The sequence below is a fragment of the Nocardiopsis kunsanensis DSM 44524 genome (assembly GCF_000340965.1).
Classification (GTDB): domain Bacteria; phylum Actinomycetota; class Actinomycetes; order Streptosporangiales; family Streptosporangiaceae; genus Nocardiopsis; species Nocardiopsis kunsanensis.
The window spans coordinates 73,665-88,052 of sequence record NZ_ANAY01000024.1; the positions used below are offsets into that span (position 1 = coordinate 73,665).

The following is a 14,388-nucleotide window of genomic DNA, read 5'->3' on the forward strand; positions in this document are numbered from 1 at the left end:
GCGGAGGCCGGCGTCCTTCCGAGCGGGGTGCGGATCAGATTCTCGACACCCCCCGGAACAACGCGTCACCGTATTCGTCGTGCACGACCATGATCCCCTCCCCGCCCTGCTTGCGCTCGGCCCTCTCACGCAACAACGACGGAAGGGCCCACACGTGCCGCTGCTCCTCCGACCGGGCCGTCAACAGTTCTCCGATCAGCGTGAGCAGGGCCGGACGCGGGCCACGTAGGACCGTCGGTATCCCCGACTCGAGTACCGCGTCGTACACGCTGTGGGTGTCCGTCCGGTCGCTCTCCACGACACAGACCGTCACCTCCTCGTCGGTGAGCGCGGCACGGACCTCCTCACCGACCCTGTCCCACGTGGTCAGCAAGGTCTCGGAACTCAACAGGGGACGCTCGTGCTGGCGGGCTGTGCGCACACGCCAGAGCCGTTCACGGCCGGGCGCGGGCCGGGGCGGGCGCACCCTCTCGCGCACGTGGTAGACGAGCTCGTACTCCTCGGCGAGGGTCGGGGCGTCCTGGCGGTCGCCGTGGTGCCCGGTGACCGACCCCAGGTCCAGGCCGAGCAGGCGTTTGGGCAGCAGGAAACTCAACCGCGGTGATCCGCGCTCCGGGGTGAGGCCCTCCCGGAAACTCGCCCGGCTCACGAGATCGCCCACCCGGTCGCGGAGCTGGTACCGCTGGACCAGCATCGTCGCCTGCTCCCGGTGCTCGTAGCCCTGCCCCGAGCGGTGGGCGATGCCGTGGGAGAGCTTGTATCCCCCGGTCACCGGTTCCACGTCGAACAGGACGACGGTGTCGGGGCGCCGGTCGGCCCGCAGGACGGTACCGTCCCCGGCCGCGGACACCTCGGGGGAGGAAGCCCGAGCCGACAGCCGTCGGGTGAGTTCGGAGTCCAGTTCCTGCTCCCACCCGTCGCCGAGGTGCTCGCGGGCCTCCTCGCGCAGCCATCGGCCGGCGGAGGGCGGGACGGGCCTGCGGCTGCGCAACTCCTGCAGGGCGTGGTGCACCCACACGAGCCGGAGCGGCGGTGCGTCCCCGGCCGGTACGAGGTTCCACAGGCCCATGAGGACCTGCCACGCACTGGGATCCTGCCCGATGCGCTCCCGGGTGCGGCGGAGTTCCTCGTCGTCGAGCAGGTGCGTGTGGGGCAGCACCGTCCCCGGGACGGAGTCCAGGAAGTCGTGCAGGCGCTCGTAGGCGACCTCGCCGCACAGGGCCTCGTCGGTCAGGCGCGGCACCGGCCCCGTACCGGACCTGTGGTCCCGCCGGCCGGCGTGGTGCCCGTCGGGCATGTCATCGGTGGTCAGTATGAACGCGGTACCGCTGGGCCGGTCCCCGTCATGGGCGTGGAAGTGGTTCTGCTGGACGATCCCCACCAGTTCGCCGGACCCGGTGATGGCCGCGCACCCGCTGAACCCCTCCGTGATCGGCTGGACCTCGTTCTCGGGCAGCGTGGCCTGGTGACTGGCACGGGAGGGGCCGGCCGGACCGAGGTAGAGCAGGGAGGAGTGCAACGCGAAACCGTCCGGGTAACCGGTCGTGCGGAGGGGCTCGCCCTGGCGTAACCGGGAACCGGCCACCCGCACGGGGTGCCCGGTGTCGGGGAACCCGGCGGAGGTCAGCCACAACACGGCCACGTCGATCTCGCCGTGGCCCGCGGACCACACCTCGGTCCCGACCGAGGCCTCCCACACCGGACCGTGGCTCTGGGCGAGCCGTACACGTGCCCGCTCGCCAGGGTGCTCCTCGGCGCCGGCGGGCAGGCCCAGCGCGGTGTTGACCACGTGGGCGCAGGTCACGAGGAAGCGGGGGGACATGTGGACGGCGCCGCCGACGGGGAATCCGTCGCCGTCGAGGACACGCAGTTGCCAGGCGGGTTCTCTCAGGGGCGCGAGACTGGGGGGGAGGGTCACTTGGCGGCCTCTCTCACGCCTCAGGCGCGGCGGTCCCGATCACCGGCCGGGACGTAGTTGCGCATCATCATCGAGTTGCACTTGCTGCACAACCGGCGTGCTGAACCGGGCGACGCGGGTTGCCAGTCGTGTTCGCCCCGCGGGCAGATCCCCGAGGGGCCGATGCTGCGGCCGGTGGCGGAGGGCTGAGCGTCCATGCCGTCACCGTAGTCCGCAGGGAACCGGAGTAACAGTCCGTTCGTGAATTCGGCGCCCCTCCGCTGCGGTACGTGCTCTCGGCGCGCGAGAGCCGAAGTGGGGACGCGCACACGCGGGCCCGTCGAGGCCGACCTGTATGTCCGATCGGACGAACCCGGATGTCCCTGAATGGCCTGCCGCACAATCCCTCCTGGTCAATGACTCGGCCGGGTATCGAAGCGGTGTTGTTCCACGAACGACACGTTGTGTCTTGGCGAACAAAGGGACATGATCCCGGTCATCATCCGTCCGCAGCGCGTAGGGAATGAGCGACCGCGCGCCTGACCATGTGGGAGAGACCGGTTGAACTCCGAGTCCTTGCTGGAACCGGTCGTGGCCTTCACGATCTATCTCAGCCTGATGGTCGTCATGGCCGTCTATTTCTACAACAAGACGAAGTCGCAGTCGGACTTCGTTCTGGGTGGCCGCAAACTCGGCAGTTTCGTGACCGCCCTCAGCGCAAACGCCAGTGATTTCAGCGGTTGGCTCCTGTTGGGGCTGCCCGGTGCGATCTACGCGTCCGGGTTCGGGGAGGCCTGGATCGCGGTCGGTCTGGCGTGCGGTTCCCTGGGCAGTTGGGTGCTGCTCGCCCCCCGCCTGCGGGTGTACACCCACCGGGTCACGGACTTCCTCACCGGTGGCGAGTCCAACTCCCTGACGTTGTCCTCGTTCCTGGAGAACCGGTTCGCCGACCGCAGCCGTCTGCTGCGCGCGGTCTCGGCGATCATCATCATCGTCTTCTACTTCTTCTACGTCGCCTCCGGTATGACGGCGATGATGGCGCTGTTCGACCAGGTCTTCGGACTGGGCCCAGTCCCGGCCGTACTCATCGGGCTCGGCTTCGTCGTCGCCTACACGGTCATCGGAGGCTTCCTCGCCGTCTCCGTCACCGACACCGTCCAAGCGGTGCTCATGTGGATCGCTCTGCTCTTCGTGCCGATCGTCGCGGTCGGTGCCATCGGCGGACTCGGTGAGGTGCGCGACGGCGTGGCGGCCGGTAGCGAGTCCCTCCTGTCGGCCTTCGGCGGCGCGAGCCTGAACGCCGACACCGGGACGTGGGAGCCCACCGGGGCGCTCGGCTGGGTCGTCATCGTCTCCGGTCTGGCCTGGGCCTTCGGCTACTTCGGCCAGCCGCACATCCTCGCCCGCTACATGGGCATCCGTTCGGTCAAACAGATCCCCGTGGCCGCGACCGTCAGTGTCACCTGGGCCGTGACCGCCATGGCCATGGCGGTGCTGGTCGGCTATGTGGGCATCGCCTACTTCGAGGCACCGCTGAGTGACCCCGAGCAGGTCTTCCCCGCCCTGATCACTGCCCTCATGAACCCGTGGGTGGCCGGTTTCCTCATGGCCGCGATCCTGGCGGCCGTGATGAGCACAGCCGACTCCCAGCTGCTGGTGGCCTCCTCCGCCATCACCGAGGACGGCTACCGGGCGTTCGTCGACAAGCACGCCTCCCCGACGCGACTCATGTGGCTCAGCCGGGTCACCGTCGTGGTCGTGGCCGTGATCGCCGCGCTGGTGGCCCTGTTCGGCGACCAATCGGTGATGGACCTGGTCGGTTACGCCTGGGCCGGTTTCGGTGCCGGCTTCGGTCCTGTGCTGCTGATGTCGGTGTTCTGGCGCCGCATGACCTGGGCGGGTGCGCTCGCCGGCATGGTCGCCGGCGCGTCCATGGCCGTCGTCTGGGACATCTTCGATGAGCACGTGCTGGGCCTGGGCCTGTACGCGATGATCCCGGCCGTGGCGCTCAGCTTCCTGTGCATCGTGGTCTTCAACCCGCTCGGCAAGGTCACCGAGCAGATGGCGACCGACTTCGACGCCATGAAGCACGAGATCAGGACCGGCGAGCCCCCGGTGCGCGAGGAGCCCTCCGCCGGGGCCTGAGCCGTCCGCGCCGTCCCCGGGGCCCGTGTCCTCGCCAGGACACGGGCCCCACGTGCACTTCTGGCGCCCAGGGCCCCACCACGGTAGAACGGGTGCATGTCGTCACAGACGGAACACCCCGCCGTGTGGACCCGTACCGACGTCTCCGAAGGCCTGGGCATGGGGACCCTCACACCCCGGCCGGACGGGTATGTACTGGAGGCGGGAGAGACCCTCGTCGATGACGGCGAGGCCTTCTCCACCCGGTTCGGGGTCGAGACCGACCTGGCGTGGGTGACCCGGCGTGTACGTGTGGAGGTGCTCTCCGCGAACGGCCCGGCCCGGCTCGAACTCACCGCACGCGACGGCAGCTGGGCACGCGGGGACGGCACCCGGCTGCCCGACCTGGTGGGATGCTTCGACGTGGACGTGGCCGCCACCCCGCTCACCAACACCCTCCCCGTCCGACGGCTGGGCCTGCGCCCCGGCGAGCACCGCGACATCGCGGTCGTCTGGGTGCACGTGCCCTCGCTGACGGTGCGGAGGGTGCGCCAACGGTATCTCCGGCACGGTTTCGCCGACGGCCTGGACCATTACACCTACGCAGACCCGGAGAACGGCCGGTACCGGCTGTCCGTGGACACCGACGGGCTCGTCGTGGACTACGAAGGGCTGGCCCGCCGCCTGCCGCACCCGAGGAGCTCCGGACACGGGAGCGGTCCGTGAACGCACCTGCGCCGACCGGGCCCGGCCGGGACCGTCGCCCCGCCGCGGTGGCGGCCGCCACCGCGCTCGGGGTACACGGGGCCGGAACGAACCGGGATAATCGGCGGACACGAACACCACACCGACGGGGGGAGCCGCAGTGACCGAGACCCAGCTGAGCCAGGAGCGACGCGGAATCATCAGCGACCTCGACGTGGCCGCGACCTTCGACGCCGGCGTGGAGACCCAGCGCCGGGTGGCCTTCCTCGCGGAGCGGCTCCTCACCACCGGCACCACCGCCCTCGTCCTGGGCATGAGCGGCGGCGTGGACTCCCTGGTGGCCGGACGCCTGTGCCGCCTGGCCGTCGACCGTGTGCGCGAGCAGGGACACCAGGCCCAGTACGTGGCGATGCGGCTTCCCTACGGTCGGCAGAAGGACGAGGACGACGCCGTCCGGGCCACGGAGTTCTCCGCCCCCGACCGCACCCTGACCGTGGACGTGGCCCCCGCCAGCGACGCCATGTCCGAATCCCTGCGCAGCGCCGGCATGATCTTCGACGGTGACACCTCCGAGGACTTCGTGTTCGGCAACGTCAAGGCCCGCCAGCGCATGATCGCCCAGTACGCGGTCGCCGGCGGGATGCGCGGCCTCGTGGTGGGAACCGACCACGCCGCCGAGGCCGTCACCGGGTTCTTCACCAAGTACGGTGACGGCGGCGCCGACATCGTCCCGCTGGCCGGACTGACCAAGCGTCGGGTCCGTGCACTGGCCGCCTCGTTGGGCGCCCCCGACGACCTGGTGAACAAGGTCCCCACCGCTGACCTGGAGTCGCTCGCGCCAGGGCGTCCGGACGAGGAGGCGCTCGGCCTGAGCTACGACCGGATCGACGACTTCCTCGAGGGCCTGCCCGTGACCGAGGACGTGGAACGCACCCTCGTGGCGCGGTACCGGGCCACTGCGCACAAGCGTGCCGTCCCCACGGCCCCCTCCTCGCCCTGAACTGGGGGTTCTTCGCCGGTGGTGGTGCGTGCACCACCACCGGGGGGCGTGCCGTCCACCGGTGGAGCAGGGTGCTCGAACCATCGCGAACACCGTCCTCTTGCACTTAAGGTCGTATCCGAACACGCGTCGGGCACACGGACGTGCATTCCCGCCGGCGCAGCACAGCCGGTGCGGCCTTGACGCACCGCGACCCCCCGCCACCGGTCGGCACTGCTCCTTCAGCCACGGGAACGTGTGTTTCCACAGGGTGTGGGCCGGCGGCGACGAAGGAGCAACCGATGCCCGTGACCACCCCGACGACAGCCGTGGCGGCAGCGACGCCACCGGCAGCCCCCGTGCGGGACCGGTTCCTCGACGCGATCCGGCTGCTGGTCATGGTGCTCGTGGTCGTACAACACTGGTGGCTGCCGGTACTGGCGGTCGAGGAGGGCACCGGGACCCTGGACGCCGGGAGCGTCCTGGCCACAGAGGGCGGGTTCGTACTCACGTGGGTCTCCCAGGTCATGCCGCTCATCTTCTTCGTCGGGGGAGCGGCCAACCTCATCAGCTGGCGGTCCGCCTCCCGACGCGGCACACCCGCCGCCACCTGGTACGCGAAGCGGCTCCGCCGGCTGGCCTGGCCGGTCGTACCGCTGGCCGCCGTGTGGTTCGTCGGCTGCCACGTGCTCTTCCTGGCCGGTGCGCCCCACCAGCCCGTCCTCGTGGGGGCCGGTGCCGCCGGGATGGTGTTGTGGTTCCTGTCGACGTACGTGCTCGTCGTCGTGGCCACCCCCGTCCTGGCCCGCGCCCACGAGCGCCTGGGCTGGTGGGTCCCGATCGGCCTGCTGGCGGGCGCTGCGGCCGTCGACGCGGCGCGTTTCGGCAGCGGTGTCGACGCCGTCGGCTATCTCAACGTCGCCTTCGTGTGGCTGGGCGTGCACCAGCTCGGCTTCCACTACTCCACCTCCACGCTCCGGCGCCGGTACGCGGTGGGCATGGTCGTCGGAGGCGCGGCCACGGCGGTCCTGCTCGCCTGGGTCGGCCCCCACGGACTCAACATGACCGGGGTCTTCGCCGCCGAGACCTCCAACGTCGCCCCACCGACGCTGCTGCTGGCCGCGCTGGGCACGCTCCAGGTCGGCGCCGCCATGCTGCTGCGCGAGCGCATCGCCGCATGGACCGAGCGCCCCGGACCCGCCCGGCTCCTCGACCGCGTGTGTCCGCAGCTCATGACGGTCTACCTGTGGCACATGGTGCCGATCAGCGTGGTCGCCGGGGTGCTCGTGTTCGGGCTGGACGTCCACACCCCCGACCCGATGTCGGGCCTGTGGCTGCTGTGGGGCGTGCTGGGGCTGGCCGTCCTCATGCCCCTGGTGGTGCCCCTCGCGCACTGGGCGGTGCGGTTCGAGACCCCGCCCACCGCACTGGACGGCACCCCCGGCCTGATACGGGTCCTGCTCGCCGCCGCGCTGATCGGCGGAGGCCTGCTCGCCCTGACCGTCGCAGGCCTGGGCACCGGACTCTTCACCCTCCTCGGGTTCCTGTCGGTACTGACAGGCCTGGTACTGACCCGGGCGGATCCGCGCGAGCGTGAGTCCGCCGGAGCTTGACGTCCTCCCGGCGCGTGCCGACCGGCCTCGGAAAGCGTCTCGGTTAGACCGGGAGGATGGATCCCGCACGCATCGCCTACGAACGGCACGGCCGGGGGCGCCCTCTGGTGCTGCTGCACGGTCTCGGGGACCGGAGACAGAGCTGGACGGACGTGATGCACCGGCTCGTCGACGCCTACGACGTCATCTCCGTCGACCTGCCCGGGTTCGGGAGCACCCCGGCCCCGATGCTCGATGAGCCCTACGACGTGTACTCCATGACCGAGGACGTGCGGGGCTTCTGCGAACTGCACGGGCTGGAGCGGCCCCACCTGGCCGGGAACTCCCTGGGCGGTTCGATCGCTCTGGAGCTGGCCGCCGGCGGCGCCGCCGGGTCGGTCACCGTCTTCTCCCCGGCCGGCTTCTCCGACCGGGCCGCACGCTTGGGGATGCGTACCGTCGGACATCTGGCGAACGCGGCCGCGCGGCTGCCCACCCACCTCAAGGAGCAGCTCGCCGACACCCCGCCCGCGCGCGCAGCCGCCCGGGTGGCACTGCGCGGGGACCCGTCGTCGCCGGAAGCCAAGGCCACCCGGTTCGGTGTCCAGGGGTTGGAACCGGGTGCGCCCTACGTGCGGATGGTTCCGCGTATCGCCGAGTACACGTTCGTGCAACGCCCCGTGGCATGCCCGGTCACCATCGCCTGGGGCGACCGCGACCGGACCCTGCTGCCCTCCAGCGCGGTGCACGCCCACGCCCGGGTGCCGAACGCGCGTATGGTCTCGCTCCTCGGCAGCGGGCACATCCCCATGGCCGACGACCCGGTGGCGGTCGCCGAGCACATCCGCTGGACCTGCCGGTCCGCCGACCGCGGCCACGCGCGCCGCCGCCCGCGCTGACGGGCCCGTAACACCGTGGATCTTGCTACCAGCGCCGACCTCGGCGGCCGAACCCGGCTCCGGTAGCAAGATCTGGTGCTGTTCCGGAGCGTTCAGCCCAGGAACCCGAACAGGTGGTACGCCCAGGCCCCGGCGGTGGCGGTGAGCGTGTGTCCGGCCAGGATCCATCCGGTGCGGCGGCGCGGTTTGCGGTGGCTGCCAGGGCGGCGCGGAGGCACTGGCACGGGTGGGCGGGAGGGGCGAGGCCGTGAAGGGGCCTGTGTCCCGGAACCGGGACCGGGACCGTGGCCGCTGGGTGTCCTGGGACGCGGGACCGTCGGTGTGCTCGGGCGTGGTTGTCGGCGCGGACGCTGATGATTTCGCTCTTCCCGGGCGAGCATCCAGGCGGGGAGTTCGCCGTGGAGCTGGCGATAGCGCACCCGGGGATTGTCGGCCATCTGCTCGAGCATGCGTGCCTGGTGGGTTCGAGGGGTCCCGGGCCTGGTGAAGCGTTGGCCTCGGGGTGCGGTCAGGACGTGGTGTATGCCGTCCGGCAACGTCGCGGTGGTCATCGCACACCCCCACAGACGCAGGTCACGCGAGTGAACGTGAACTCGGCCCACAGCACCGTGCCGATCTCGGTCGACGCCTCGGAACAGGGCCATCGCCGGGTGCCCCACTCGTCGGCCAGGTGGTGGATGAGCAGGAGGCCGCGTCCGGACTCGGTGGACTCCCATTCCTCCGCCGATCGTCGCATCGTCGGCCGGCATAGGGACGGCCGCGCCGGAGGGTGGTCCAAGGGGCCCTGGTCGATGACGCAGAGCCGCACCGTGGTCTCAGGGTCCATCACGAGCGGGGTGGACAGCAGGCGGGTCACCGAACCTCCGGGTTGCCGGGATCGCGAGTGCGTGACCGCGTTGGTGAAGGCCTCGCTCGCGCACAGCTCGACGTCCTCGCGTACCTGGCGCGGGATGCCGGAGAGGGTGGCCAGGTCGTCGCGGAGTTCGGAGCGCAAGCGTGCGCAGGCGGGCGGGGTGCCGGGGTAGTGGCGGGCCTCCCACCGCCGTCCTGGGTAGGCGGGGGTGGGTGTCGGGTGGATAATGGTCATGTCGGCAACTCCTGTTGTGGAAGACGGACGGTTGTCGATGTGGCCCTGGGGGGTGGTGTTAGCACCCACCAGGGCCTTTTTCGTCCGCAAAGGACGGGTTGCCCCACGGGGCGACCGGTCGGCTGCTCACTACCGATGGTGAGGCGAACCGAACATAGTTAGAGTATGACTCTGTGTCACTGCATTGGCAAGGTTAATTGGCAACTCTAATTTGATCGGAGCGGTCGATGCCCAGCACGACCCCCACGGTGGCTCAGTGGCAACTCGGCCGCGAGCTCCAGCAGCTGCGCACCAAACACGGGCTCACCATCACCCAGCTCGCAAAGGTTCTGGAGGTCACCACGTCGACGGTGAGTCGATGGGAGGCGGCTGAACGTGTCCCTCGGGAGAAGGAGCTACGTCAGCTCGCGAGGTACTACGAGCTCCCCGAGTCGGAGGCTGAAGCCCTGTTCCAACTGAGGCGCCAAGCAGGCAAGCGCGGTTGGTGGCAGTCTTACGACCTGGAGCAGCGATACGGCACGTTCATCGGACTGGAGGCCAGCGCCTCCGAAGTGGAGGCTTATAGGAGCACCATCATCACCGGCCAGCTCCAAACCGAGAGCTACGCTCGCGCCATCATCAGTGGGGTCGATGCCAGTGTGACCTCGGAAGACCTTGAGCGCCAGATCGAAGTCCGCCGAGCACGGGTGGCCCAGAACTTTACTGAGGACGGCCCCAAGATGTGGGTGATCCTTGGGGAAAGTGCCATCCGCCAGCAGGTGGGGGGTGCAGGGGTCATGCGCGAGCAGATCACCCGTCTACTGGAAGTCTCGGAGCACCCGAATGTCACGCTCCAGGTGATCCCGCATGAAGCTGGTGCCCATATCGGGATGGCGGTGCCGACCTTCACGATCCTGAAACTGGCTACTTCGAGGCTCTCGACCGTATATGTGGAGGGTTACCGGAGTAATCTCTTCCTGGAGAGCGCCGAGGACCTCCGCAGTCACGAGGCCATCTTCAATGAGCTCAGGCTCGCAGGTGTCGGCGGCAACATGCTGCGGAATCTGCTGTCCGGAATCCGTAAGGAACTGTAGAGAGACGAACGATGCCAGCAAAGCACCATTTCAGCATCCCGAAGACGGCCAGCTGGAGGAAGGCGAGTTACAGCGCCAGCCAGACCGACTGCGTTGAGGTGGCGGACTGGCCGGCCGGTGCCGCCGTCCGTGACACCAAGCACCGTGAGTTGGGTGCCCTGCACTTCTCCGCTGGGGAATGGGACGCCTTCCTGACGAGCGCCAAGCGCTAGCGCAATGAGCGGCTGTCCCCTCCACAGCGTGAGCCTCACCGGGGTCGTCGTGCGGTCGGGACCTGACTTCGAAGCCAGAAGTCCGTTCCTCACCCGGCAACACCCGCTCTCAGGCCTCCGAGCGGGTAGAACAGCAGCGCCGCCCCCCGACAGGAGACTCTCGTGGCCCAGTGCTCCATGTGCAAAGGTGAAGGAACCGTCGTGATCGAGTCCGACGGAGAGGGGGATGGAGGCGGGATGCTCCCGCCACGAAGTGGCTCCTTGTAGCGGATGCAATGGAGCAGGAGAGACGTGACGGCAGACCTCGACGTCCTCCACAAAGTCCTGGTGGAGCGCCTCGACACCACCCCTGCGATCCGTGACGCGTTCGCCGCCCATCCACGGCACCGCTTCATCCCGGACCTGGTCTGGCCCGACGCGACCGGGCTTCCGCTGTACCGCACCGCCGCCCCCGAACGTTGGGCGCATCTGGTGTACTCCACCGACGCGGTCACCACCCAGGCCAACGACGGAGGGTCCGGTCCCCTCAACGAGCCCAGCTCCTCATCGTCGGCCCCACAAGTGATGGCGGACATGATCGCCGCGGCCGGGATCGACAAAGGCACACGTGTACTGGAGATCGGTACCGGCACCGGTTGGAACGCGGCGATCCTGTCCGAGTTGGTCGGTGAGGAGGGTGAGGTCACCAGTGTGGAGATCGATCCCGGTGTGGCGGCACTGGCCAGAGAACGACTCAGCGGAACCGGAGTCTCCGTACGAACCGCAGCCGCGCCCCCGACCGGAGGAACTTACGACGCGGTCATCGCCACCTGCGCGGTGACCAGTATCCCGCGTCCGTGGGTGGCCGCCCTTCGAGAAGGCGGCACGCTCGTGCTGCCCTGGAGTCCGCATCCGGCCGCACACAGCACACCGATCGCGGCGTTGCGCCGCCGAGGTGCGTCCGTCTCGGGTCCCTTCGTCCGGGAGGGAGCGTTCATGCGTGACCGCGCCCAGCGCCTCGGCGAACTGCCTTTCCCCGGACTCGGTCAGCCGGCCGCACAGCTGGCGCCTCTCCCGGTCGGGTCGGCGGAATTGATCGGCTCCGGGGTGATGACCCAGTTGCTGCTCATGCTGCCCGGGGCGCGTCTGGGGACCGGGCTGCGTCCTTTCCACGGCACACCCGACAGGATCGTCTGGATGGGTGCAGGGCCGTCGTGGGCCTACCTCTGGCCGGATGGCACGGTCACCGGTGGCGGCGAACGTGACTTGGGTGAGGAACTGGCGGCCGCCTACCGTTCGCTGCACGACGCCGGGCTGCCCGGCCTGGAGAGTTTCGTACTCGAGGCCGATCTCGAGCACGGCGTCTACCGGGTGGTGTGCGAGCCGCTCGGGCGGCATTGGGATCATCCGGTCCCGGCCTGAGGATGCACGCCCCGGTCAGACGCTGAAGCAGCCGTCGGCGCTGATGACCTGGCCCGTCGCCCACGACGCCTCGTCAGTGGTCAGCCATGCCACCAGGCGAGCCGGGTCATCGGTAGTGGCCATGCGCCCGAGTACGAAATCCGAGGTGAGCTGGGTGATGTCGTCCTCGCTCATGTACCCGGTCGGGACCGGCCCGGGGTTGACCACATTGACCGTGATGTCCTTGGGGCCGAGTTCGGCGGCGAGTGTCGGCGCGAGCTGGCGAGGAAGTCGGCCTCCACCCGAAGCCTGAGGACCTGGAGCTCATCGTGCACGGGTGGTGCGGCAATCGGTGTTGCCGCAGCCTGGAGCCTGGTACGGCGGCCGAGACGGCCGGGCACTGGTGGAACGTTTACCGGGAAAGCAGTGGAACGGCACGGCCAGACCGCTGAAGACGAGGTCACCAATGCCCGGTGGTGTACCCCTGCGCAGCTGCAGGAACTGATCGAGCGCACCATCGACCAAGCCCACGGTCGCCTCACCGAGAACAAGTTCCGTGACCACCCCGGCATCGAGCCCGTGTGGGGTCAGTGGCTGCGTGATGTTGGCTACATCCGCATCAGCGCCGCCGACCTGCAATCCGTCGAAGTCCTCGCGACCACCCCGCCCAGTAACTGGCCAGCAGTTCCAATGCGAGAAACATAGATTTCCATTCGGAAATAACTGCTGGCCTGGTGTTTCGGGGCGCCAGTCAAGTCTGTAAATTAATTATTCCCTGGATGGCCAGTATCGGCCAACCTTGAGTGGCCGATATCGGACAATTTCATTATTTGCAGCTCAGGATATATTTTCAGGATGGGTCAGGGCGTAAAGTGAAGTCTGGTCGGATAATGACTTATATCCTCTGGCGAGAAGTGGTCTGCAGGGTCTTTGAGCTGCATCGCGGGTGCGAGGCGTGGATCGTTGAGACCGATGAGCCGAGGGATGGAGGGATAGGTGCACACCTCTTCCGTGCGAGAGCAAGAGAGGCAGAGTCGACAGGTTACCGAGGGGGCGGGAGGCTAACTTATGGTCTACTCGGGCCGCTTGCGGTGTGGCAGGACGGGGTGCCTCTGGATATGCCCACGCGGAGATCCCGGGCGGTCTTGACATGCCTTCTCGTTGACATCGGGAAGTATGTCCCAACCGACACCATCATCGATTTACTTTACCGCGGAAGAGGGCCTAAAAGTGCCGTGAATCAGGTGCATCGGGGGGTACATGAACTCCGTAGGGCAGGGGTGTGCATCGACGCCGAACAGGGTTCCTGCCGCCTGGATGCACACCAAAACACCGTGGACATCCATGTATTCACCATTCTATGCTCCCGGGCTCAGAAAAGTATGGACTTGGGAGATTACGACCGTGCCTTAAAGCTGTATGAGCAGGCCCTGGGTATCTGGCGGGGCCCGGCTTTTGGAGAGTTCGAGGACATGTTCCCGTACCTGTCCGGGAGTGTATGGGAGGAGTACCGTACTGTGGCCCTCGAAGGACAGATGGAGGCCAAGCTCGCCTTGGAGCGGTACCGGGAGGTCATTCCAGAACTCACTCTGTTTCAAGTGGAGCACCCCTACCGGGAGAGCGTCACATACCTGCTCATGCTTGCGCTCTACCGGTCCGGTCGCGGTCCTGAAGCGCTGCAATTCTACGACAGATACCTAGAACGGATATCCGAAGCCCTGGGGTCGGATCCAGGTCCCCAGTTGGCCGGTCTGCATCTGCAGATTCTGCGCCAGGATGCTGCTCTACTCCCCGCGGGTCATCGGAGTTCTCCTGTTTCTCCTATCGGGTGGGACGAGGGCTCCCAAGACTGAGAAAGCTAGGAGTCCCCGGCCACTCATCCGGAAACCCTATGGGCATCCGACAGGCGAGCGTAGAAGGTATCGTCGTCGAGCAATTCGCTGTGTGTGCCGCTGGCCCGCACCCGCCCCTGATCCAGCAGGATGATGTGGTCAGCACCAACGACGGTGGAGAGCCGGTGGGCGATCAAAAGAACCGTCGTCGTGCGTGAGACCTCGGCGATGGTTTCCCGGAGTGCGATCTCGTTTTCGGCGTCAAGTTGTGAGGTTGCCTCGTCCAAAAGCAGGAGCCGGGGCTCGCGCAGCAGCGCACGCGCAATCGCAATGCGCTGTCGCTGTCCGCCCGAAAGTGTCGCCCCGCGGTGCCCGACGTGGGTGTGCAGGCCTTGTGGCATGCGCTCCACCGTGTGCTCGAGACGTGTCCTGGCCAGGACTTCCCGAACTCGGTCTTCGGACTCGAGGGGGCGGGCCAGGGTCAGATTCTCCCATAGTGTGCCTTCCAGAACCGGTGCGTCCTGCTCTACATAGCTGATCTGCGCCCTTAGAGCGTGTTTGAGAAGGGGTAACGGTTCGGGTACTTCGCTCACGCTGGGCCGTCAGGC

At 68.1% G+C, this 14,388-nt stretch carries 15 protein-coding genes and 1 pseudogene; 10 read left to right on the plus strand and 6 right to left on the minus strand.

The window, feature by feature from the left end; all coding sequences use genetic code 11:
* Positions 1-34: 34 nt before the first annotated feature.
* Together D456_RS0116525 and D456_RS27115 are read right to left on the minus strand one after the other, a co-directional pair.
* Positions 35-1,918, minus strand: coding sequence for a trypsin-like peptidase domain-containing protein (locus tag D456_RS0116525; protein WP_017577294.1), 1,884 nt, complete (start codon positions 1,916-1,918; stop codon positions 35-37).
* A gap of 20 nt (positions 1,919-1,938) precedes the next feature.
* Positions 1,939-2,115, minus strand: coding sequence for a hypothetical protein (locus D456_RS27115; RefSeq protein WP_017577295.1), 177 nt, complete (start codon positions 2,113-2,115; stop codon positions 1,939-1,941).
* A gap of 343 nt (positions 2,116-2,458) precedes the next feature.
* On the opposite strand from D456_RS27115, the gene putP reads away from it, so the two are divergent.
* From putP to D456_RS0116560, 5 genes are all read left to right on the plus strand, one after another.
* Positions 2,459-4,042 carry a sodium/proline symporter PutP gene (gene putP / locus D456_RS0116535; protein WP_017577296.1) on the plus strand — a complete coding sequence of 528 codons (1,584 nt, stop codon included), beginning with the start codon at positions 2,459-2,461 and terminating at the stop codon, positions 4,040-4,042.
* Between the two features lie 96 nt (positions 4,043-4,138).
* Positions 4,139-4,747, plus strand: coding sequence for a putative glycolipid-binding domain-containing protein (locus tag D456_RS0116545; protein WP_026115945.1), 609 nt, complete (start codon positions 4,139-4,141; stop codon positions 4,745-4,747).
* A gap of 139 nt (positions 4,748-4,886) precedes the next feature.
* Complete coding sequence (gene nadE / locus D456_RS0116550) at positions 4,887-5,726, plus strand: ammonia-dependent NAD(+) synthetase (protein WP_017577298.1); 840 nt, start codon at positions 4,887-4,889, stop codon at positions 5,724-5,726.
* Between the two features lie 281 nt (positions 5,727-6,007).
* Positions 6,008-7,318: an acyltransferase family protein gene (locus D456_RS24325; RefSeq protein ID WP_017577299.1), complete on the plus strand. Its 1,311-nt coding sequence runs from the start codon at positions 6,008-6,010 to the stop codon at positions 7,316-7,318.
* 56 nt (positions 7,319-7,374) lie between these two features.
* On the plus strand, positions 7,375-8,196 hold the full coding sequence (locus D456_RS0116560; RefSeq protein ID WP_017577300.1) for an alpha/beta fold hydrolase: 822 nt from the start codon (positions 7,375-7,377) through the stop codon (positions 8,194-8,196).
* A gap of 92 nt (positions 8,197-8,288) precedes the next feature.
* On the opposite strand, the gene D456_RS27800 is transcribed toward D456_RS0116560, so the two are convergent.
* Both D456_RS27800 and D456_RS0116570 read right to left on the minus strand, forming a co-directional pair.
* A complete protein-coding gene (locus tag D456_RS27800) occupies positions 8,289-8,420 on the minus strand; it encodes a hypothetical protein (protein ID WP_275040493.1) in 132 nt (43 codons plus the stop codon).
* 323 nt (positions 8,421-8,743) lie between these two features.
* Positions 8,744-9,283, minus strand: coding sequence for an ATP-binding protein (locus D456_RS0116570; protein ID WP_017577302.1), 540 nt, complete (start codon positions 9,281-9,283; stop codon positions 8,744-8,746).
* A 227-nt stretch (positions 9,284-9,510) separates the two neighbouring features.
* Here D456_RS0116570 and D456_RS24330 point away from each other — a divergent pair, with 227 nt between their 5' ends.
* The 3 genes from D456_RS24330 (at position 9,511) to D456_RS0116585 (ending at position 11,969) form a co-directional block, all read left to right on the plus strand.
* On the plus strand, positions 9,511-10,356 hold the full coding sequence (locus D456_RS24330; protein ID WP_017577303.1) for a helix-turn-helix domain-containing protein: 846 nt from the start codon (positions 9,511-9,513) through the stop codon (positions 10,354-10,356).
* A gap of 11 nt (positions 10,357-10,367) precedes the next feature.
* Entirely contained in the window at positions 10,368-10,568 is a 201-nt protein-coding gene (locus D456_RS24335; RefSeq protein WP_017577304.1) for a DUF397 domain-containing protein, read from the plus strand.
* A gap of 291 nt (positions 10,569-10,859) precedes the next feature.
* Positions 10,860-11,969, plus strand: coding sequence for a methyltransferase domain-containing protein (locus tag D456_RS0116585; RefSeq protein WP_017577305.1), 1,110 nt, complete (start codon positions 10,860-10,862; stop codon positions 11,967-11,969).
* A gap of 15 nt (positions 11,970-11,984) precedes the next feature.
* Here D456_RS0116585 and D456_RS24340 read toward each other — a convergent pair.
* Positions 11,985-12,215 (minus strand): annotated as a pseudogene (locus tag D456_RS24340) (SDR family oxidoreductase); the annotation flags it as partial.
* A gap of 159 nt (positions 12,216-12,374) precedes the next feature.
* On the opposite strand from D456_RS24340, the gene D456_RS25135 reads away from it, so the two are divergent.
* Both D456_RS25135 and D456_RS26890 read left to right on the plus strand, forming a co-directional pair.
* The gene (locus tag D456_RS25135; RefSeq protein WP_017577307.1) at positions 12,375-12,653 is read left to right on the plus strand and encodes a hypothetical protein; all 279 of its coding nucleotides are present in this window, start codon (positions 12,375-12,377) and stop codon (positions 12,651-12,653) included.
* Between the two features lie 629 nt (positions 12,654-13,282).
* The gene (locus D456_RS26890) at positions 13,283-13,801 is read left to right on the plus strand and encodes an AfsR/SARP family transcriptional regulator (RefSeq protein ID WP_160166734.1); all 519 of its coding nucleotides are present in this window, start codon (positions 13,283-13,285) and stop codon (positions 13,799-13,801) included.
* Positions 13,802-13,824: 23 nt separating this feature from the next.
* On the opposite strand, the gene D456_RS0116605 is transcribed toward D456_RS26890, so the two are convergent.
* Complete coding sequence (locus D456_RS0116605) at positions 13,825-14,373, minus strand: ATP-binding cassette domain-containing protein (RefSeq protein WP_083904606.1); 549 nt, start codon at positions 14,371-14,373, stop codon at positions 13,825-13,827.
* Positions 14,374-14,388: the final 15 nt, after the last annotated feature.